Source organism: Anaerotruncus massiliensis (ex Togo et al. 2026), from assembly GCF_030825285.1.
Classification (GTDB): Bacteria; Bacillota; Clostridia; order Oscillospirales; family Ruminococcaceae; genus Anaerotruncus; species Anaerotruncus massiliensis.
This window is the reverse complement of the sequence record NZ_JAPJQF010000049.1, coordinates 1-20,259: the sequence shown is the minus strand read 5'-3', so window position 1 is coordinate 20,259 and position 20,259 is coordinate 1. Positions and strand designations below refer to the sequence as shown.

General features: G+C 64.6%; 22 protein-coding genes. 17 read left to right on the top strand and 5 right to left on the bottom strand.

All coding sequences use genetic code 11. The features are described 5' to 3' along the window. Window positions 1-411 precede the first annotated feature (411 nt). Both RCI06_RS11905 and RCI06_RS11900 read left to right on the top strand, forming a co-directional pair. A complete protein-coding gene (locus tag RCI06_RS11905; RefSeq protein ID WP_256153209.1) occupies window positions 412-543 on the top strand; it encodes a hypothetical protein in 132 nt (43 codons plus the stop codon). 49 nt (window positions 544-592) lie between these two features. Continuing rightward, a complete protein-coding gene (locus tag RCI06_RS11900) occupies window positions 593-721 on the top strand; it encodes a hypothetical protein (protein ID WP_256153210.1) in 129 nt (42 codons plus the stop codon). Between the two features lie 87 nt (window positions 722-808). Here the strand turns inward: RCI06_RS11900 and RCI06_RS11895 are convergent, their stop codons facing one another. Further along, entirely contained in the window at window positions 809-2,191 is a 1,383-nt protein-coding gene (locus RCI06_RS11895; RefSeq protein ID WP_242970879.1) for an MATE family efflux transporter, read from the bottom strand. Between the two features lie 171 nt (window positions 2,192-2,362). On the opposite strand from RCI06_RS11895, the gene RCI06_RS11890 reads away from it, so the two are divergent. The 3 genes from RCI06_RS11890 to RCI06_RS11880 are packed head-to-tail and all read left to right on the top strand — an operon-like array spanning window position 2,363 to window position 3,912. Further along, complete coding sequence (locus tag RCI06_RS11890; RefSeq protein WP_101552846.1) at window positions 2,363-2,779, top strand: secondary thiamine-phosphate synthase enzyme YjbQ; 417 nt, start codon at window positions 2,363-2,365, stop codon at window positions 2,777-2,779. A gap of 4 nt (window positions 2,780-2,783) precedes the next feature. Beyond that, window positions 2,784-3,533, top strand: a complete 750-nt coding sequence (locus RCI06_RS11885) for a nitroreductase family protein (protein ID WP_306576197.1) — start codon at window positions 2,784-2,786, stop codon at window positions 3,531-3,533. Next, the gene (locus tag RCI06_RS11880) at window positions 3,523-3,912 is read left to right on the top strand and encodes a secondary thiamine-phosphate synthase enzyme YjbQ (protein WP_101552842.1); all 390 of its coding nucleotides are present in this window, start codon (window positions 3,523-3,525) and stop codon (window positions 3,910-3,912) included. The genes RCI06_RS11885 and RCI06_RS11880 overlap by 11 nt, the downstream gene beginning before the upstream one ends. A 63-nt stretch (window positions 3,913-3,975) precedes the next feature. On the opposite strand, the gene RCI06_RS11875 is transcribed toward RCI06_RS11880, so the two are convergent. After that, the gene (locus RCI06_RS11875; RefSeq protein ID WP_101552840.1) at window positions 3,976-4,236 is read right to left on the bottom strand and encodes a sporulation transcriptional regulator SpoIIID; all 261 of its coding nucleotides are present in this window, start codon (window positions 4,234-4,236) and stop codon (window positions 3,976-3,978) included. A gap of 32 nt (window positions 4,237-4,268) precedes the next feature. Further along, window positions 4,269-4,487, bottom strand: coding sequence for a hypothetical protein (locus RCI06_RS11870; protein WP_146021732.1), 219 nt, complete (start codon window positions 4,485-4,487; stop codon window positions 4,269-4,271). Window positions 4,488-4,635: 148 nt separating this feature from the next. Between RCI06_RS11870 and RCI06_RS11865 the strand changes: the two genes are divergently transcribed. From RCI06_RS11865 to RCI06_RS11840, 6 genes are all read left to right on the top strand, one after another. Further along, a complete protein-coding gene (locus tag RCI06_RS11865) occupies window positions 4,636-6,030 on the top strand; it encodes an ABC transporter substrate-binding protein (RefSeq protein ID WP_276872157.1) in 1,395 nt (464 codons plus the stop codon). Between the two features lie 89 nt (window positions 6,031-6,119). Beyond that, on the top strand, window positions 6,120-6,965 hold the full coding sequence (locus RCI06_RS11860; RefSeq protein ID WP_121586717.1) for a carbohydrate ABC transporter permease: 846 nt from the start codon (window positions 6,120-6,122) through the stop codon (window positions 6,963-6,965). Then, window positions 6,965-7,822, top strand: coding sequence for a carbohydrate ABC transporter permease (locus tag RCI06_RS11855; protein ID WP_101552834.1), 858 nt, complete (start codon window positions 6,965-6,967; stop codon window positions 7,820-7,822). The genes RCI06_RS11860 and RCI06_RS11855 overlap by 1 nt, the downstream gene beginning before the upstream one ends. Window positions 7,823-7,864: 42 nt before the next feature. Further along, a complete protein-coding gene (locus tag RCI06_RS11850) occupies window positions 7,865-8,869 on the top strand; it encodes a LacI family DNA-binding transcriptional regulator (protein ID WP_101552831.1) in 1,005 nt (334 codons plus the stop codon). 61 nt (window positions 8,870-8,930) lie between these two features. Next, window positions 8,931-10,406, top strand: a complete 1,476-nt coding sequence (gene malQ / locus RCI06_RS11845; protein WP_288234768.1) for a 4-alpha-glucanotransferase — start codon at window positions 8,931-8,933, stop codon at window positions 10,404-10,406. Window positions 10,407-10,419: 13 nt separating this feature from the next. Further along, complete coding sequence (locus RCI06_RS11840) at window positions 10,420-12,753, top strand: glycogen/starch/alpha-glucan phosphorylase (RefSeq protein WP_288234766.1); 2,334 nt, start codon at window positions 10,420-10,422, stop codon at window positions 12,751-12,753. Between the two features lie 252 nt (window positions 12,754-13,005). Here RCI06_RS11840 and RCI06_RS11835 read toward each other — a convergent pair whose 3' ends face one another. After that, window positions 13,006-14,283, bottom strand: coding sequence for an adenylosuccinate synthase (locus RCI06_RS11835; RefSeq protein ID WP_101552826.1), 1,278 nt, complete (start codon window positions 14,281-14,283; stop codon window positions 13,006-13,008). Between the two features lie 154 nt (window positions 14,284-14,437). Here RCI06_RS11835 and spoVAC point away from each other — a divergent pair, with 154 nt between their 5' ends. The 6 genes from spoVAC (at window position 14,438) to RCI06_RS11805 (ending at window position 19,414) form a co-directional block, all read left to right on the top strand. After that, the gene (gene spoVAC, locus RCI06_RS11830; RefSeq protein WP_101552825.1) at window positions 14,438-14,881 is read left to right on the top strand and encodes a stage V sporulation protein AC; all 444 of its coding nucleotides are present in this window, start codon (window positions 14,438-14,440) and stop codon (window positions 14,879-14,881) included. Between the two features lie 11 nt (window positions 14,882-14,892). Next, complete coding sequence (gene spoVAD, locus RCI06_RS11825) at window positions 14,893-15,921, top strand: stage V sporulation protein AD (protein ID WP_101552823.1); 1,029 nt, start codon at window positions 14,893-14,895, stop codon at window positions 15,919-15,921. Between the two features lie 11 nt (window positions 15,922-15,932). Continuing rightward, window positions 15,933-16,289: a stage V sporulation protein AE gene (spoVAE, locus tag RCI06_RS11820; protein ID WP_101553288.1), complete on the top strand. Its 357-nt coding sequence runs from the start codon at window positions 15,933-15,935 to the stop codon at window positions 16,287-16,289. A 145-nt stretch (window positions 16,290-16,434) separates the two neighbouring features. After that, window positions 16,435-17,685, top strand: coding sequence for a hypothetical protein (locus RCI06_RS11815; RefSeq protein ID WP_306576195.1), 1,251 nt, complete (start codon window positions 16,435-16,437; stop codon window positions 17,683-17,685). 83 nt (window positions 17,686-17,768) lie between these two features. After that, on the top strand, window positions 17,769-18,935 hold the full coding sequence (locus RCI06_RS11810) for a DUF6070 family protein (protein WP_306576194.1): 1,167 nt from the start codon (window positions 17,769-17,771) through the stop codon (window positions 18,933-18,935). A gap of 14 nt (window positions 18,936-18,949) precedes the next feature. Further along, window positions 18,950-19,414 carry a cupin domain-containing protein gene (locus tag RCI06_RS11805; protein WP_306576193.1) on the top strand — a complete coding sequence of 155 codons (465 nt, stop codon included), beginning with the start codon at window positions 18,950-18,952 and terminating at the stop codon, window positions 19,412-19,414. 56 nt (window positions 19,415-19,470) lie between these two features. On the opposite strand, the gene RCI06_RS11800 is transcribed toward RCI06_RS11805, so the two are convergent. Further along, window positions 19,471-20,259, bottom strand: a 789-nt coding sequence (locus tag RCI06_RS11800) for a MetQ/NlpA family ABC transporter substrate-binding protein (RefSeq protein WP_306576192.1), incomplete at its 5' end; no start/stop codon positions are given.

Here is a 20,259-nt window from a genome sequence, read left to right as displayed (position 1 = left end):
CTAAAGCGCCCCAGAGGGGCGCGTAAAAGGCCCTCCGACCGCTGGGCGGAAAATCGAAAACCGCCGCGCGGCAAAACGCGCTCGTGATTCTTGCCGCCGAAGGCGGCTCCGCTTAGGGTTCCGGCCCGCAGGGCCGGGTCGCATGGCGACTCCCTACGGGGAATCCAAAGGGGGCCTGTGGCCCTCTTTGAATGCGCGTCGCCGCTCTGCGGCGCTCGCCGCAGGCGAGGAGCGCATCTAAAGCCCCGCCGGGTGCAGCGCGGCAAATCGAAAACCGAAGCGCGGCAAATCCAAAACCGCCAGCGGGCGGTAACCCGGAAATCTCTGCCGCATGCAGAGTGAAAACCCCTCAAACTGTCCGTTATATTGGACACTCACCCTATTATAATAAGGATGGAAGGAGGGAAAAAGATGCTGGGAACAATCGTCTGGCTGGCGGGAAGCTACGGGTTTTACCGCTATATGATGGGACAGTGCCGGAAGGCCGCCCGGGAGGGTTACCGCACCGAAAAGCGCTACCTCCAGGCCGTCCGGGAGGACTGAACGAAACACGGGAACAGGACCGCGCACAACACGGAAAGGAGTGTCGGCAATGGCGGATTATCAGATCAGGTGGGTGCAGGGGCACGTGGAAGTGTACGACCGGCTTGGAAGGTTCCAATTCTCGGCCGACACCGAACAGGAGGCGCTTCGGGACCTCGAGGATGGCTGGGCCGCGTGAGCGCCCCGGCGTTTCCCACCGCTCAGGCGCAATGACAAAGCCCGCTGGCTTCGCGGATGCGAAACCGGCGGGCCGTTTTGATGGCGTTTACTGCTCCTGCGGAGGAGTTTCCGGGGCGCCGTTCAGCAGCCGGCGGCACTTCCAGGCGAAGAGCGCGCAGCAGGTGAGTGCGGCGGTGATGTCGGCGATCGGCTCGGCGATGATGACGCCGGTCGTCTGCGGGGTAATGAAATGCGGCAGGATCAGCACGAGCGGAATCAGCAGAATCAGCTTGCGCAGCATGGCGATGAAGATGGAGACCTTCGCCTGGCCGAGCGCGATGAACACCTGCTGGAAGGACATCTGGAAGCCGAAGACCACCATGCCGAGGAAGAAGATGCGCATCAGCCGGGAGGTGAGGGCGATGACGGCGGGGTCGCCGGTAAAGATGCGGATGGGCAGCTGCGGGAAAAAGACCATAATGATCCACAGCAGCATCCCGAAGGTCACGCAGAAGGCGGTCATGTACTTGATCGCCTGCTTGACGCGCCCGTGGTTCCCCGCGCCGTAGTTAAAGCTGATGATCGGCTGGGAGCCCTGCGCGAGGCCCATGATGGGCATCATAAAGAACTGCATGACGCTGCTCATGATGACCATCGCGCCGACGTAGGCGTCGCCGCCGTAATTCTGGAGCGAGGAATTGAAGGTGACCTGCACAAGGCTTTCGGTGCTCTGCATGATGAAGGGGGAAAGCCCGAGCGCCAGCACCGGTCCCGCGACCTTGGGGCTCACGCGGAAGTTGCGCGCCCGCAAACGCAGGTTGGAGCGCTTGGAGGAGATGAACAGGAGCACCCACACCGCGGAGACCGTCTGGGAGAGGATGGTGGCGAGCGCCGCGCCCCGCACGCCCATATCCAGCGCGAAGATGAAGATGGGGTCGAGGACGATGTTGAGCGCCGCGCCGATGCAGACGGTGAGCATGGCGGTCTTGGCAAAGCCCTGCGCCGAGACGAACTGGTTCATCCCCAGCGCGATCTGCACGCTGATCGTGCCGATCAGGTAGATCTCCAGGTAGCTGTCCGCGTAGGGCAGCGTGTCGGGGCTCGCGCCGAAGAGGTTCAGGAGCGGCGTCTTGAAGATCATCAGCACCACGGTCAGCAGGACCGCGACGCCCACGAGCATGGTAAAGCAGTTGCCCATCAGCTCCTCCGCCTTGTCGCGCCTGCCCTCGCCCATCTTGATCGAGGCGAGCGGCGCGCCGCCGTACCCGACCAGCGCCGCGAACGCCGAAATGACCATGATGATCGGGAACGCCAGCCCCACGCCGGTCAGCGCGACCGTGCCGTTCCCGGGCATCCGCCCGATGTACATCCGGTCGACCACGTTGTAAAGCGCGTTGATCACCTGCGCCGCGATTGCCGGCGCGGAAAGCGATAAGATCAGTTTCGGAATGTTTTCATTGGCAAATCGGTAGTCCATATCCTGCTTCATGGCGGACTCCCACTCCCCCTCTGTCGTTCATATTTAAAAGACCATCATAACGCAAGAATATGAACAAACTGTGTCCTCACTGTGGCCGGGATTGTGAACAAAAGATGACCGGATGCGACGTTGTACCGGCCGGGGACGCGTGTTATAATAAATGCAAAGGGGGCGCTGCCGATGAAATCCTACCGCAAGGAGCTGCATTTCCGCCTGCCCGCCCGGCGCGGGCTCGTCAACATCACGCCGCAGGTTGAGGAGGCGCTGCGGGAGAGCGGGATCAAAGAGGGCCTGCTGCTCGCAAACGCGATGAACATCACGGCGAGCGTCTTCATCAACGACGATGAAAGCGGGCTGCACCACGACTATGAGGTGTGGCTGGAAAAGCTCGCGCCCGAAAAGCCCTACGCCCAGTACCGCCACAACGGCTGCGAGGACAACGCCGACGCGCACCTCAAGCGGACGGTCATGGGCCGGGAAACGGTCGTGGCCGTGACGGACGGCAGGCTCGATTTCGGGACGTGGGAACAGATCTTCTATTTTGAATTCGACGGCAAACGCGACAAGCGGGTGCTGATCAAGATCATCGGGGAGTGAGGATATGACCGACCTGGAGGCCGTCGAGCGGCGGATTTCCCGCCGCAGCTATCTGGAGACGCCGCTGGAGCCCTTTACCTCGGGCGCGCTGCTCACGCTGGTGGGGGAATACAACCGGCGCGCCGGGCTGCGCGTCGAGCTTGTCCGGGAGGGCGCGGAGGCGTTCCGGGGCTTTCGCCGCAGCTACGGCATGTTCTCGGGCGTGAACAGCTATTTCGCGATGGCGGGCAGGCGTGCGGACCTCTGCCTGCGGGAGAAGGTGGGCTACTGGGGGGAGAAGCTCGTCCTGGAGGCCACCAGGCTCGGGCTCGGCACCTGCTGGGTGGGCGGCACCTTCGACCGGGCGGCCTGCCCCTGCCGCCTGCTCCCCGACGAGGAGCTCGTCTGCGTGATTACGGTCGGGCATGTGTCCGCGGAGCTTGGCGGGAAGGAGCGGTTCATCTACCGGATGGTCCACCGCTCGACCAAGCCGCTGGAGGCGCTCTACGACGCGGGCGGGGAGACGCCGCCCGACTGGTTCGCGGCGGGGATGCGCGCCGTCCGGCGCGCGCCCTCCGCCCTCAACCGGCAGCCGGTCCGCTTTGTCTGGCGGGACGGCGCGGTCAGCGCGTCGGTCCCCGACTACGCCTCCCAGGCGGTCGACCTCGGCATCGCGAAGCTGCATTTCGAGATCGGCGCGGGCGGCGGAAGCTGGAAGCCGGGCAGCGGCGGCGCGTACCTGCGCGGAGGGGAGGCGGGGGCGAATGCTCTGTGAATACACGCTCCAGACGGGGCGGCAGGGCTTTTACAACGTGACCGCGCGGGTGTGCGAGGCGGTCGAGGCCTGCGGCGTCACCGACGGGGCCTGCCTCGTCTACTGCCCGCACACGACCGCGGGGATCACCGTCAACGAGAACAGCGATCCCGACGTCGTGTCCGACATGCTGCTCGGGCTTGAGCGGGCCTACCCCGACCGGCCGGAGTTTCGCCACGCGGAGGGCAACTCCGCCGCCCATCTCAGGGCGAGCGCGGTGGGCCCGGGGGTGCTGCTCCCGGTCGAAAACGGGCGGCCGGTGCTCGGCGTGTGGCAGGCGGTCTACTTCTGCGAGTTCGACGGCCCGCGCACCCGGCGGTTCTACGTGAAACTGCTCTGAAAAAAGAACACGGCCCGCCGCGGATGCAGCTGCATCCGCGGCGGGCCTTTCGTTTGCGTTTGATCAGGCGTGGGTTTTGAGGCGCGCGTATTTCTCCCGGGTGGCGATGCCGCCGCGGATGTGGCGCTCCGACTTGTTGCGGTCGAGCACCTCCTTGACCTGCGCGTATACCAGCGGGTTGATCTTTTTGAGCCGGTCGGTTACGTCCTTATGTACCGTCGATTTCGATATATGAAATTCCTTGGCGGTAGCCCGTACGGTGGTATTGTTGTCAATGATATAGTGGGCGAACGTGATCGCGCGCTCCTCCGGCAAACCTTTCAAAGCGAAACCTCCCCTGCGTTCTGTCTACTAATCTATATGCGGCTGTATTTTGTAAAAGAACGCGGGCGCGCGGCGAAAAAGCCGCGTTTTTCCGGGGCAGGCTGCATGAAAATTTGCTTTTCGATCAATAATTCCTTCGGCATGGCGTAAAATAATCCACAGGCGCCGCGCTGACGCGCGCGGCCGGCGGGGAAATTGTGCACGTCACCTAAAAGGGGCCGGATATGTTTAGGTATCCTGCTATTTTTCATCAAATGCTCTTGCACTTTTTTTCCAGAGAGGATATATTGAAAGCGTCAACTGGAAACGTTTCCGGTAGCGTTACCGGAAACGTTTCAGCCAACATTTGCAGCCTATGGTTTGATCCGTACACACAACCGATAACAGGAGGAAACCAGAATGAAAAAATTATTGGCACTGATCCTTGCGATTGCGATGCTCGCCACGCTGGCGGCCTGCGGCTCCACCGGCGGCACCGGCACGCCGAGCACCCCCGCGGCCGACCCCAGCGGCACGACCTCGGGCGACCAGGCCACCCAGCCTGCCGCGGGCGGCGAGCTCTACTACCTCAACTTCAAGCCCGAGATCGCCCCGGTCTATGACGAGATCGCCGCGGCCTACGAGGCGGAGACGGGCGTCAAGCTGCACGTCGTGACCGCCGCGTCGGGCACCTACGAGCAGACCCTCAAATCCGAGATCGCCAAGGCGGACGCCCCCGTCCTCTTCCAGATCAACGGCCCCAAGGGCTACGCCAACTGGAAGGACTACTGCGCCGACCTCTCGGGCACCGAGCTCTACCAGCACCTGACCGACAAGGGCCTGGCCATCACCGACGGCGACAAGGTCGTCGGCATCCCCTACGTGGTCGAGGGCTACGGCATCATCTACAACAACGCGATCATGGAGAAGTATTTCGCCCTCGACGGCGCGAAGGCCAAGTCGATGGATGAGATCCGCAGCTTCCAGAAGCTCAAGGAGGTCGTCGAGGACATGACCGCCAAGAAGGACCAGCTCGGCATCAAGGGCGTCTTCGCCTCCACCTCCCTCAAGCCCGGCGAGGACTGGCGCTGGCAGACCCACCTGGCCAACCTGCCGGTCCACTATGAGTTCGAGGCCAACAACGTCGACCTCTCGACCGACGCCACCAAGGAGATCACCTTCCAGTACAGCGACAACTACAAGAACATCTTCGACCTCTATCTGAACAACTCGACCGTCGATCCCAAGCTGCTCGGCAGCAAGCAGGTCGCCGACTCGATGGCGGAATTCGCGCTCGGACAGTGCGCGATGGTCCAGAACGGCAACTGGGCGTGGAGCCAGATCGCCGAGGTCGAGGGCAACACCGTCAAGGAGGAGGACATCAAGTTTATGCCGATCTACATCGGCGTGGACGGCGAGGAGTCCCAGGGAATCTGCGTCGGCACCGAAAACTTCTTTGCGATCAACAGCCAGGCTCCCGCCGAAAAGCAGAAGTTGGCCGCCGACTTCATCTACTGGCTCTATTCCTCCGACACGGGCAAGGATTTCGTCACCAACAAGCTCGGCTTCATCGCCCCGTTCGACACCTTTGCCGAGGATGAGCGCCCGACCGACCCGCTCGCCAGGGAAGTCAGCGCCTGGATGAGCAAGGAGGGCGTCTCCTCCGTGCCGTGGAGCGCGTTCCTCGTCTTCCCGAGCCAGACCTTCAAGGACGACTTCGGCGCCGCGCTGCTCCAGTACGCGCAGGGCACCAAGACGTGGGACGACGTCAAGACGCTGGTCGTCGACGAGTGGAAGGCTGAAAGCAACCTGTAACAGCGGGCGCTGTCCCATCCGCTGATCTTCCCGCCGTCCCGCACCCCGCGGTGCGGGACGGCATTTGTTATCCGACAGGAGGGGATGTCATGTCAAAAACGCTGAGAAAGTATTTCGCCTTCTTCGCGCTGCCGACGTTCATCGCGTTCGCCATCTCGTTTCTCATCCCGTTCGTGATGGGCGTCTACCTCTCGTTTACCGAGTTTACAACGGTGACCAACACCCAGTGGGTGGGGCTTGCCAACTACGTCAAGGCGTTTACCGGCAGCAGAGACTTCCTCAACGCCCTGTGGTTCACCGTGAAATTCACCGTCGTCTCGGTGATCACCATCAACCTGCTCTCCTTCGCGCTCGCCATGCTGCTCACCCGCGCGATGAAGGGCACCAACCTCTTCCGCACCGTCTTTTTCATGCCCAACCTCATCGGCGGCATCGTGCTCGGCTATATCTGGCAGATCATCATCAACGGCTTTCTGCTCCGCTTCGGGGTGGACATCACCTTCTCGGCCAAATACGGCTTCTGGGGGCTGGTCGTGCTGATGAACTGGCAGCTTGTGGGCTATATGATGGTCATCTACATCGCGGGCATCCAGAATATTTCGGGCGAGCTCACCGAGGCGGCGGCCATCGACGGCGCGTCGGGCTGGCAGTCGCTCATCCACGTCACGATCCCCAACGTGATGCCCTCGATCACCATCTGCACCTTCCTCACACTCACCAACTCCTTCAAGCTCTTTGACCAGAACTTCGCCCTCACCGGCGGCGCGCCGGCCAAGGAGACCCAGATGCTCGCGCTCGACATCTATAGCACCTTCTACGGGCGCGTCGGCTTCGAGGGGGTCGGCCAGGCCAAGGCGACCGTCTTCTTCATCGTCGTCGGCGTGATCGCCTTTACCCAGCTCATGCTCACCCGCCGGAAGGAGGTCGAGAACTGATGGCAGTCAAACGCAGGTTCGCAAACGCGGCCATCTTCATCCTGCTGCTCATTCTCGCGCTGCTGGTGCTCGCGCCCATCCTGGTCGTGCTGATGAACTCCTTCAAGGGGCAGTTCTTCATCTCCGACGCGCCCTTCAAGCTCCCGACCCTCACCGAGACCGCCGACGGCCCCGCCACATTTGTGGGATTCAAAAACTACCTGAGCGGCATCGAGAAGGCGGGCTTCCTCTCGGCGTTCGGCTACTCCCTCTTCATTACCGTCTTTTCGGTGGGGGCGATCATCCTCTTCACCGCGATGACCGCCTGGTACATCATCCGCTCGAAGGGGAAGTTTTCCGGCGCGCTCTATTACCTCTTCGTCTTCAGCATGATCGTCCCCTTCCAGATGGTCATGTTCCCGATGTCCAAGGTCGCCAACATGCTCCACCTCGATAACCCCGTGGGCATCATCGTCATCTACCTCGGCTTCGGCGCGGGGCTTTCGGTCTTCATGTTCAGCGGCTTCGTCAAATCGATCCCGCTCGAAATCGAGGAGGCCGCGATGATCGACGGCTGCAACCCCATCCAGACCTTCTTCCTCGTGGTCTTCCCCATTCTCCGGCCCACCGCGATCACCGTCGCGATCCTCAACGCCATGTGGATTTGGAACGACTACCTGCTGCCCTACCTCGTCATCGGCAACAAATACCGCACCATCCCCATCGCGGTCCAGTATCTGCAGGGCGGCTACGGCTCCCGCGACATGGGCGCGCTGATGGCAGTGCTCGTGCTGTCGATCATCCCGATCATCATCTTCTATCTCATCTGCCAAAAATATATCATCAAGGGCGTTGTCGCGGGCGCGGTAAAGGGGTAGAATAGAAACCAGCGAAACGACGTGTGAAGGGAGGCCGGCGACGTGACGATCAAGGACATTGCCAGGGAATCGGGGTACGCGGTGAGCACCGTCTCCCGCGCGCTCAACGACCACCCCGACGTCAGCGCCGAAACCAAGGCGCGCATCCAGGCGGTCATCGACGCGCATGGCTTTATCCCCAACAACAACGCCAAGCACCTCAAGCAGACGGCCACCAAGAGCATCGCGATCGTCGTGAAGGGCACCTCCAACATGCTCTTCGCCCCTATCGTCGAGCGGATGCAGGACCTCATCAAATCCGCGGGTTACACCGACGTGGTCTACTACCTCGACGAGGATTCGGACGAGGTGCGCCACGCGCTGCTCCTCTGCCGGGAGCAGAAGCCACTGGGTCTCCTTTTCCTCGGCGGGAACCTCTCCTATTTCCGCGAGAACTTCAGCCGCATCCGCGTCCCCAGCGTGCTCGTCACCAACCCGGGCGGGGCGCTCGGCTTTCCGAACCTGTCGAGCGTGTCGACCGACGACGCGGCCGCGGCGGGCCGCGCGGTCGATTACCTGATCGACCGCGGGCACACGAAGATCGGCGTGATCGGCGGAGACGTCGGGCGCTCCTATACGAGCCAGCTCCGCCTCGAGGGGTGCCTGCGCAGCTTCGCGGCGCGCGGGGTCTCCTTCGAGCCGGAAAAGCAGTACGAGAAGGCGCGCTTCGCCTACGCGAGCGCCTACCGCGCGATGGGCCGGCTGCTCGACCGGGCGCCCGGGCTCACCGCCGTCTTCGCGATGAGCGACGTGATGGCCGTGGGCGCCGTCCGCGCCCTCCGCGACCGGGGGCTCGAGGTCCCGCGCGACCTTTCGGTCGTCGGGTTCGACGGCGTGGAGCTAGCGGAATACTACAATCCCAAGCTCGCCACCGTCAAGCAGTCGCAGGAGCGGCTGGCGGTGCGCGGCGTGGAGATCCTCATCAACAGCATCGAGAACGGCGGCGACGCCGTCCACGAGACCGCCCCCTTCGAGCTCATCGAGGGGGAGAGCGTCCGGACGCTCTGACCGGGCGAAAGCAATCCACCAAACGGAGGCGGAACGATTGAACATCCGAAAACAAAAGCCCATGCGCCGCGGCGCGGGCGTCCTGCTGCCGGTGACGAGCCTGCCCTCCCCATACGGGATCGGCACCTTCGGCCGCGCGGCCTACGCGTTCGTCGACTTTCTGCGCGACGCCGGCCAGCGCTACTGGCAGGTGCTGCCGCTCGGGCCGACCAGCTATGGCGACAGCCCCTACCAGAGCTTTTCCGCCTTCGCGGGCAACCCCTATTTCATCGACCTCGACCTGCTCGAGCGGGAGGGGCTGCTGACCGGGGCGGAGATCTCCGCCTGCGGCTGGGGGGACGACCCCGCCGCGGTCGACTACGCCAGGATCTACAGGCACCGCTTCACCGTGCTGCACGCCGCCTTCCGGCGCAGCCGCCACGCGGATACCCCCGCCTACCGGGCGTTCTGCGCGGAAAACGCCGTCTGGCTGGAGGACTACAGCCTCTATATGGCGGTCAAGATGCACTTCGGCGGGCACGAGTGGCTCCGGTGGCCGGAGGACATCCGCATGCGGGAGCCGGAGGCCCTCGCGCGCTGCGCGCGGGAGCTCGCGGAGGAAATCGACTTCTGGAAGTTCTGCCAGTTCAAGTTCTTCGAGCAGTGGCGGGCGCTCAAATCCTACGCCAACGGGCTCGGCGTCGAGATCATCGGAGACATTCCCATCTATGTCGCGCTCGACAGCGCCGACGTGTGGGCGCATCCCGAGCAGTTCCAGCTCGACGGGCAGCGCCGCCCCAGCAGGGTGGCGGGAGTGCCGCCCGACATGTTTTCCTCCGACGGCCAGCTGTGGGGCAACCCGCTCTACGACTGGGAGCGGATGGCGCGGGAGGACTACGCCTGGTGGAAGCTGCGGATGAAGTTCTCCTCCGAGCTCTACGACGTCGTGCGCATCGACCACTTCGTGGGCATCGCCCACTACTATTCGATCCCCGCCGGGGACGACACCGCCAAAAACGGCGTGTGGGTCGACGGACCGGGCGAGGGGCTTATCGCGGCAATCTCCAGCGTCATGGGGGGCAAGCGGGTCATCGCCGAGGACCTGGGCATCGTCATCCCCGAGGTCGGCCGCATGCTCAAACGGAGCGGCTACCCCGGCATGAAGCTCATGCAGTTCGGGTTCGATTCCGGCCCGGACAACGAATACCTCCCCTGCCATTACGACAAAAACGTCGTCGTCTACGGTGGCACCCACGACAACGAGACGCTGGCGGGCTTTTTTGCCCACCAGCCGTGCAGGGTGCTGCGGTTCGCGCGCGCCTACCTGGGCGTGCGCACCAGCCGGGAGATCCCGTGGGCGCTCATCCGCGCGGGCTACGCGAGCAGCGCGGACACCGCCGTCTTCCAGATGCAGGACCTGCTCGGGCTCGGCAACGAGGCCCGCATGAACACCCCCTCGACGATCGGGGAAAACTGGCGCTGGCGGCTCGCCGAGGGACAGCTCACGTCCGGGACCGCGCGCAAACTCCGGGAGCTCGCCGAGCTCTACGGGCGATAACAGGAGGAACCGTATGGACCGTTTTGAAGAAAAGATCGGCGAGCTTCTGCGGCTCGACTTCGGCGTGACGCCGGACGGGGCGGACGCGAAGCAGCTTTACACGGCGGTGTCGCAGGCCGCGATGGATTCCCTGCGCGACGGCTGGAAAAAGCCCGCGGGCAAAAAGCGCGCCTGCTATTTTTCGGCCGAGTTTCTGATGGGGCGGCTGGTGAACAGCAACCTCATGAACCTCGGCCTGCTCGAGGAAGCGGACCGCTGCCTGAAGGCGCACGGCAGGAGCGTGGCCGACTTCGAGCAGATCGAGGACGACGCGCTCGGCAACGGCGGACTGGGCAGGCTCGCGGCCTGTTTCCTCGATTCCGCCGCGACCCACGGCATCCCGCTCGACGGCTACGGCATCCGCTACCGCTACGGGCTCTTCCGCCAGTATTTCGAGGACGGCTTCCAGCGGGAGCGCGCCGACGACTGGCTGCGCTTCGGCGATCCGTGGAGCGTGCGCCGGGAGGAGGACGCGGTCGAGGTGCGCTTCGCCGACCAGACGGTGCGCGCCGTGCCCTACGACATGCCGGTGATCGGCTACGGCGGAAAGACGATCAACACCCTGCGCCTCTGGCAGTCGGAACCCCTCTCCGCCTTCGATTTCGACCTCTTCAACCGCCAGGAGTACGACCGCGCGGTCGCCGAAAAGAACCGCGCCGAGGAGATCTCCTACGTCCTCTACCCCAACGACGACACCGACGCGGGTAAGTGCCTGCGCTTGAAGCAGCAGTATTTCTTCTCCTCCGCGTCGCTCCAGAGCATCCTGCGGGAGTATCTCGGGCGGCACGGGGAGGATTTCTCCGCCTTCGCGGACGAATACGCCGTCCAGCTCAACGACACCCACCCCACCGTGTCGATCCCCGAGCTGCTCCGCCTGCTGATGGAGGAGCACGGCCTCTGCTACGACGAGGCGTTCTCCATCGCGCAGCGGGTCTTCGCCTACACCAACCACACGATCATGGCCGAGGCGCTCGAAAAATGGGACGTGGGGCTCTTCCTCTCGGTCATCCCCGAGGTCTACCCCTATGTCGTCATGCTGCAAAACGGCCTCAAGCAGGCCCTCCACAACAAGGGGATCAACGGCGCGGACCAGATCCCCTACTACCTCGTCGACGACGGCCGGATCCACATGGCCCGCATGGCGATCTTCGCCGCCCATTCGACCAACGGCGTTGCGCGCATCCACACCGAGATTCTGAAGGAGACGGCGCTTCGGGAGTGGTACGCCGTCTGGCCCGAGCGGTTCAACAACAAGACGAACGGCATCACCCAGCGCCGCTGGCTCGCGCTCTGCAATCCCGAGCTGTCCGGATTCATCACCGAGCGGATCGGGGACGGCTGGATCACCGAGCTCGACGAGCTCAAAAAGCTCGCGCCCTATGCGGACGACGAGCGCGCCCGCGAGCGGTTCCTCGCGATCAAGCGGGAGAAAAAATGCCAGCTCGCCGCATATGTGAAGGCGCGCGAGGGGGTGGAGCTGAACCCGGATTTCCTCTTCGACATCCAGGTCAAGCGGCTGCACGAGTATAAGCGCCAGCTCCTCAACGCGTTCTCCATCCTGGACATCTACTTCGCCCTCAAGGACGGGCGGCTCACCGATTTCTATCCGACCGTCTTCCTCTTCGGCGCGAAGGCCGCGCCCGGCTACTACCGCGCCAAGGGGATCATCAAGTATCTGAACGAGATCGCGAAGCGGGTGAACGGCGACCCGGACATGAAGGGCCGCATGCAGGTGGTCTTTGTGCAGAACTACGATGTCTCCTACGCCGAAAAGCTCATCCCCGCCGCCGACGTCTCCGAGCAGATCTCCACCGCCGGCACCGAGGCGAGCGGCACCAGCAACATGAAGTTCATGCTGAACGGCGCCGTCACCCTCGGCACCCTCGACGGCGCGAACATCGAGATCGTCGAGCAGGCGGGCGCGGAAAACAACTTCATCTTCGGCGCGACCGTCGATGAGATCGCTTCCGCCGCGTCCACCTACGACCCGAAGGCGCTCTGCCGCGACAACCCCCGCGTCAGGCGGGTGGTGGACACCCTCGTGGACGGTACCTTCTCGGACGGCGGCACCGGCATGTTCCGCGAGCTCTACGACTCGCTCATGACCGGCGCGAGCTGGCACCGCCCCGACCAGTATTACCTGCTGCTCGACTTCGAGAGCTACTGCGACGCCAAGCTGCGCGTCAACCGCGCCTACCGCGACCGCGCTTCCTTCGCCCGCAAATGCCTCCTCAACACCGCCAACGCCGGCAAATTCTCCTCCGACCGCACCATCCGCGAATACGCGCGGGAGATTTGGGGCGTTTGAGTTCGGGGAGACGGAAAAGAAAAGGCCGCCCGCAAGGGCGGCTTTCTTTTTTGCCGCTTTTGAAAAAGCGGCGCAAAACGTTTGACGCAGGCAAAACGCCGCCCATCGGCGAAGGCGCCTCCCGTGAGGCGGGGCCACGGGACGCGGCCGCGGGAAGAATCCGCGGAGGGCCTGAACCAAAAGTTCTTTGTCCGCTTTCTTTCAAGAAAGCGGGAAAAGGAAAAGCCGCCCTTGCGGGCGGCCTTTCTTTTTTTACGCCCTCTCGAGGTTCTGTGAGCGGGCGGGGCCGACGCCCACCATTTTGATGGGGCATTCGCACAGGCGCTCGAGCTCGGCGATGTAGCGCTTGCAGGAGGCGGGCAGCTCGTCGAAGGAGCGGCAGCCGGAGAGGTCGCCGTCGAAGCCCTCGAGCTCCTCGTAGACGGGCAGGCACTCGGCGAGCTCGTCGATCGTGGGCGGGAAGTCGCGGATGACGGTGCCGTCCGCCTTCCTGTAGGCGGTGCAGACCTTGAGCGGCCCCATGCCCGAGAGGGTGTCGATCTTATTGATGGCGAGCGCGGTCAGGCCGTTGACGCGGACCGAATGGCGCATGATGACCGCGTCGAACCAGCCGCAGCGGCGGGGCCGTCCGGTGACGGTGCCGAACTCATGCCCGCGGTTGCGCAGCTCGTCGCCGGTCGCGTCGAGCAGCTCGGTGGGGAAGGGACCCGCGCCCACGCGGGTGGTGTACGCCTTGGCCGCGCCGACGACCTCGTCGATGAGGGTGGGGCCGACGCCGCTGCCGACGCAGACGCCCCCCGAGACGGGGTGGGAGCTGGTGACAAAGGGGTAGGTGCCGAAATCGATGTCGAGCAGGGTGCCCTGCGCGCCCTCGAAGAGCACCTCCTTGTTTTCCCGGACCGCGTTGTAGGCGAGCACCGACACGTCCGCGACATACTGCCGCAGGCGGTCGCCGTAAGCGGTATACTCCTCGATGACCGCGTCGAGGTCGAGCGGTTCGGCGCGGTAGAAGTCGGTGAGCAGGCGGTTTTTGATTTCGCCCGCGAGCCGCGCCTTTTCCGCGAACACCTCCGGGTGCACGAGGTCGTAGATGCGGATTCCCGAACGCTCCGCCTTGTCCATATAGCAGGGGCCGATGCCCTTGTTGGTGGTGCCGATCATCGCGCTGCCGCGCATTTTTTCGCTCAGTCCGTCGAGCAGCAGGTGCCAGGGCATGATGACGTGGGCGCGCGGGTCGATGCGCAGGTTTTTGCAGGAGACGCCGCGCGCCTCCAGCCCGTCGATCTCCCCGAGGATGCCCTTGGGGTTGATGACCACGCCGCTGCCCAGCAGGCAGAGGGTATCCGGATAGAGGATGCCCGAGGGGATGAGCTGCAATTTATAGACCTCGCCGCCGTTCTCCACCGTGTGCCCGGCGTTGTTGCCCCCCTGCGAGCGCACCACGACATCGGCGCGCGAGGCGAGAATATCGATGATTTTTCCCTTGCCCTCGTCGCCCCACTGGACGCCGACAACCACTCTAGCTGGCATCGAAAAGCCCCCATCCTAATATTTTCCAGAAAAAGGATTCTGTTAGACCACTGGTTAGTATAGCAAATTTCGCGCGGAAATGCAATTGCCGCATAAAATTTTGTTTGGTGCAAAAGCTAACTGCGAGATTCTTTGTGAAATGAGGGATTTTTTCATGAAAATGACGCCCGAAGAATACGGCAGGATGGCGAAAAAGGCTTCCCCCGGCTCGCCCTTTCCCAAAAACTGCCTCCTGGCGTTTTTAATCGGCGGGCTGATCTGCACGCTGGGGCAGGTCTGCATCGAGCTCTACCAATACGCGGGGCTGGAGCAGGAGGTCGCCTCGACCGCCGCGTCGGTGACGCTGGTGTTTTTGGCGGTGCTGCTCTCCGGCTTCGGCGTATATGACAACATCGCCAAATATGCCGGCGCGGGCACCCTCGTGCCGATCACCGGCTTTGCGAACGCGGTCGCCTCGCCGGCGCTCGAATTCAAAAGCGAAGGCCTCGTGCTGGGGCTGGGCGCCAAGATGTTCATCATCGCGGGCCCGGTCATCGTCTACGGCACCGCGGCAAGCGTCGTCTACGGCCTGATCATCTACCTGTTCAGGTTATATTAGGAGGGTGTCACATGGCTAAACGCAAGGGAAAATACACGGTGGTCTTCGACGATCCGCCGGGCGTGCGGGAGTCGGCGGCCGTCGGCTCCAAGAAGGAGTCCGAGGGCCCGCTCGCGCAGGCGTTCGACGTGATCAACGAGGACAGCTATTTCGGGGAGAAGACGTGGGAAAAGGCGGAGAGCCGCATGCAGGAGACGGCGATCAACAAGGCGCTTGAAAAGGCGCAGCTCTCCTCGGCGGACATCGACTGCATCTTCGCAGGCGACCTGCTCAATCAGTGCGTCGGCTCCACCTACGGCATCCGCGCGCTGGGCATGCCCTTCATCGGACTGTTCGGCGCCTGCTCGACGATGGCCGAAAGCCTCGCCGTCTCCTCCGTCTTCCTCGAGGCGGGCGCGGTCACGCGGGCGGTCGCCTGCACCTCGTCCCACTTCTGCTCGGCGGAACGGCAGTTCCGCCTGCCGCTCGAATACGGCGGCCAGCGCACCCCCACCGCCCAGTGGACGGCGACCGCCGCCGGCGCCGCCGTCCTGGAAAAGGGCGAGGTCGGGCCGTTCGTCCGGGCCGTGACGATCGGCACGATCGAGGACCTCGGCATCACCGACGCGAACAACATGGGCGCGGCCATGGCTCCCGCCGCCGCCATGACCCTCAAGCACTTCTTTGAGGACACGGGGACCAACCCCTCCAACTACGACCTGATCATCACGGGGGACCTCGGCAAGGTGGGCACCGACCTGCTGCGCGAGCTGACGCTCAAGGACGGCTACGACCTCGAGCACCACCACACCGACTGCGGCCTGATGCTCTACGACCTCGAAAAGCAGGACGTGCACGCGGGCGCGAGCGGCTGCGGATGCAGCGCCTCGGTCATGTGCGGACACATCCTGCCGCTCATCCGCAGGGGAACCCTGAACGAGATCCTGTTCGTCGCGACGGGCGCGCTCATGAGCCCCACCGTCGTGCAGCAGGGGGAGAGCATCGCGTCGATCGCGCACCTCGTCTACCTCTCCTCCAAAAAGACGGGAGGGCGCGTGTAATGGAACTGTTTATGACCCTGCTCAAGGCGTTTCTGGTGGGCGGCGTCCTCTGCGCCATCGGCCAGATCTTCATCGATTACACCAAGCTGACCCCCGCGCGCATCCTCACCGGATATGTGGTCGCGGGCGTGGTGCTCGGCGGAATCGGACTCTATCCCAAGCTGATCGAGTTCGCGGGCGCGGGCGCCTCGGTGCCGCTGCTCGGCTTCGGAAGCCTGCTCGCCAAGGGCGTCAAAAAGGCCATCCAGGCCGACGGGCTGCTCGGCGTGCTGACCGGCGGCCTCACCTCGGCCGCCGCGGGCATCACCGCCGCGCTCTTCTTCTCGCTCATCGTCGCACTGATCTTCAAGCCCAAGGACAAGGGCTGACAAAGGCGCGCCGCAAATTTTGCGGCGCGCCTTTTTGCGGCTTTTGTCCCGGACCCGCGCGGCGCCGGAAAACGGGTTGCGCTCTTTGCCGAAGGGAGATAGAATAGAGGCGGAGGATCCACGCGGATGGATGGGAGGGACGAACATGAAACGGATCGGAATCCTGATCGCCTGCCTGCTGGCGCTCGCCTGCTGCGCGCCCGCTCCGGCTGAAACCGTCCCGGCCGCCGGGGAAGGCGTGGCGGCGGACCCGTGGGAGATTCCCGCGGACAACCCGATCGACGCGGCGATCCCGGTCCCCCGGGCGGACGGGGATAACGGACCGGAACTCCTCGCGGCGCGGCTCCGGCTGGCGGACGCGTGGCGCGGCGAGATGGTCCACGCCTACCGAACCCTGCGGGAGCTGCTGCCGGACGACCGGGCCGGGGCGCTGATGGAGGCGCAGTATGGGTTTGAAGCCTACCTGCCCGGGGCAGTGGAGGTCTACGCCGCGGCGTACGACCCGCAGCGAGAACCCGGCGAATCCGCGGCGGCCGCCGGCTACGAGGCGGAGCTCTGCCGGCGGCGTGTGGCGGAGCTGGCCGCGCAGGTCCAACAGCTGACGGGCGCGCCCTACGCGTTCCGTTACCCTGGGACGGAGGAGACCGTTTTGAACGCGCGGGGCCTGCCCGTGACCTATACGCGGGAGGACTTCGCCCTCGTCCGGGAGACCAACGACGCGTTGGACCCGGCCGGGCTGGCCCAGAGCCTCAAAAGCTATTACTGGACCGAGGGGGACCGGGGCTTTCTGGGGATCGACGAGACGGCCGGGCGGCTCGAAAATTATTTGGAGATCGTGCTGCGGGAACAGCGGGACCCGGAGAAGGGAATCCCCGGGCTGACGGACGAGGTGGTCTACCGGGCGGCGGTGTCCAACGCGCCGGACATCTACCCGTTTGCATTCGCGCCGTTTCTCGAGATGATCCCGGGCGGCTCCACCCGCTTTTCCAAGGAGCGCATCACGCAGACCGCCAAGCTCCTCTTCGGCTGGGATTGCGAGATCGATTTTGAAAACCTGGGCGACACGGGGAGATACCCCTTCCATCCCTATTTCGGCGTGGCGACGCTGGAGGGCGGCCTCGTCAAGACGGGGGCGACCCCGGTGGTGACGGCGTATGAGGCCGGGGAGGGGTTCTACGAGGCCGACGTCGTTTTCCTGCACTGGGACACGATGGGGGCGGCGGACTATGTCTATGACGATGGGGAAAAACTCGTCGAGCTGACCGAGGAGGAGGCGAGGGAGGCCTGCCGCGGGCTGCTGCCCGTATACCGGGTCCGCGTGAAGCGGGAGCCCTACGACGGCAATCTCCGCAACGAGAGGCTCTATTTCGTTTCCCTGCTCGGGAAGGACGCCTGACCGCCCGGACGCCGCGGGACAGGCGGGGCGGTGGCAATGCGGCCGCCGTTGTGGTAGAATCAGAGACAGAGGGGGGACGCCTGATGAAACGTAAATTTTTGGCGCTGCTGTGCGGGCTGCTCGCCTGCGCGGCGCTGCTTGCGGGCTGCGCGGGCCGGGAGGCGCGGGAGACGGAGCCGGCGCCCGGCGCGGGATCCGGCGAGGCGGCTTCGGAGGAGCCCGCCGAGCGCGGGGAACCCGCGGAACCGTCCGACGGGCCGGCGGAAGCGCTTTTGGCGGAGATCGGGGCGGTGCGGGACGCGCTCCGGCCGATCGCGGCGCAGGTGGAGTCGCCCAACGGCTACGCCGAGCCGACCGGCGGGCAGTACCGCGGGATGGTGGACGCGGCGGCGGCGCTCGGCGTGCCGGTGGTATACGAGGATTTCGACATGGAAAACGGGGAGCTGGCCGTCTCCTTCTGCGAGGCCGCCGAAGCCGGGCGGGACGGGACGCTCACCATCTACCGGCTCATCGGCTCCATGCTGAACGCGGAGACCTTCCGCAGCGAGGGCGGGGCCGTGACCCTCACGTCCTCCTACTGGGAATACGGCATGGGGACGGACGCCCCGATCACCTCCGAGCCCGCGCGGGCGCTCGACCAGTTCGAGCTCCAGCCGGGCGGGCACCTCGTCTACAGGCTCGAGGAATACCCCGATGCGCAGATGGGCTTCCGGGTGTTGCCGCTCGGGGAGGAGAACCGCGCGCTCGCCCGGAAATACGTCCTGCCGGTGTGCCACACCCGGTTCGGGGTGACCTCCGCCGACTGGGATGAGACCGACCTGTCGCCGATCCACTGGGAGTGGACCTTTGAGGGCCTTTTGACGGCGCGGACGGGCAGGACGATCATGGACGCCTATCCCGAGCCCTACACGCCGGGGACCGAGTACCCCTACGCGGTGCCGGCGGAGGAGGTGGACGGAACGCTGACCGCCCATTTCCCCGTGACGGCGGAGCAGCTCCACCTTCTCTCCGCTTACGACCCGCAGCGGCAGGTGTACGCGTGGCAGGGCTTCTGGGGCGGCACCGACTTCCGCGTGCCGGAGGTGGTTTCCAAAACCGACAACCCGGACGGGAGCTTTACGCTCGCGGTCGACTTTGTCGGCATGGGCTTTTATGAGACGGGGGAACGCTGCGAGCTGACCGTCCGCGACCGCGCGGACGGCGGCTGGGAGTATCTCTCCAACCGGCACCACCCGGCGCCTGAGGAGTGAGGAAGGGAACAGAAATGCAGCTACAAAACGTAAACCATCTTGGGGAAGAATTCGTTTTGCGCAGCGCGGGGGAGCTGCGCACGCTGCTGCTCGGCGCGGCCGGGGGCGGCCGGAGGCTCTACGTCAACGTCGACCGGGTACCGCCGGGCCGGTGGAGCACCAAGTACCACAGCCATTCCCGGCAGGAGGAATTCTTCCTCCTGCTGCGCGGCAGCGGAACGCTGCGGCTCGGCGGGGAGACGGTCCCGGTCGAGGCGGGAGACTTTTTTGCGAAGCCCGCGGGGATGGGGCTGGCCCACGCGTTCTACAACTCCGGGACGGAGGAGCTTGAAATTCTCGACGTCGGCACGGTGGAGGATTCGGACGTCTGCGACTACCCCGACGAGGGGGTCCGCCTTGTCAAGGCGGACGGGTCCCGCCGCTGGTTCCGTGGCGGGGAGGAGCTTGCCGACTGGTCCTCCGATCCGAACGGGCCGTGACAAAAAAAGAGCCGCCCGGCGGGATTTCCCGCCGGGCGGCTTTTCTGTGGGGTTTCTTAGAACACGGGGATGACGGTGCCGCTGTACTTCTCGGTGATGAAGGCGGCGACCTCGTCGCTCTCAAGGGCGGCGACCAGCTTTTTGATGTCGTCGCGGCTTTCGTCGCCGTTGCGCACGGCGATGATGTTCGCGAACTCCTGCGCGGCCTCGGAATCCTTGTCCTCGGTGGTCAGCACCGAGTCGGCGATGCCGGCGCCCACCGCGTAGTTGCCGTTGATGACCGCGAGGTCGACGTCGGGCAGCACGTTCGGAAGCTGGGCGGCCTCGAGCTCCTGGAACTTGAGGTTCTTGGTGTTCTCGATGATGTCGAGCGGGGTGGCCTCAAGGCCGGCGCCCTCGGTCAGCTTGATGTAGCCGAGCTTCTCGAGCAGCAGCAGCGCGCGCGCCTCGTTGGTGGGGTCGTTCGGGACGGCGACCGTCGCGCCGTCGGCCAGCGCGTCGAGGGACGCGGTCTTGCCGGGGTAGACGCCGAGCGGCTCAAAGTGGATCGCCGCGGCGGAGACGAGGTCGGTGCCGTTTTCGGCGTCGAAGTTTTCAAGGTAGGGGAAGTGCTGGAAGTAGTTCGCGTCGATGTCGCCCGCGTCGAGCGCCTTGTTGGGCATGACGTAGTCGGTGAACTCGACGATCTGCAGGTCGATGCCCTGCTCGGCGAGGGCCGGCTTCACCTGCTCGAGGATCTCGGCGTGGGGCGCCGGGGAAGCGCCGACCTTGAGGACGGCCAGTTCGGCGGCGGGCTCGGCGGCGTCCTCAGAGGGAGCGGCCTCGGCGGGGGCTTCGGACGAGGG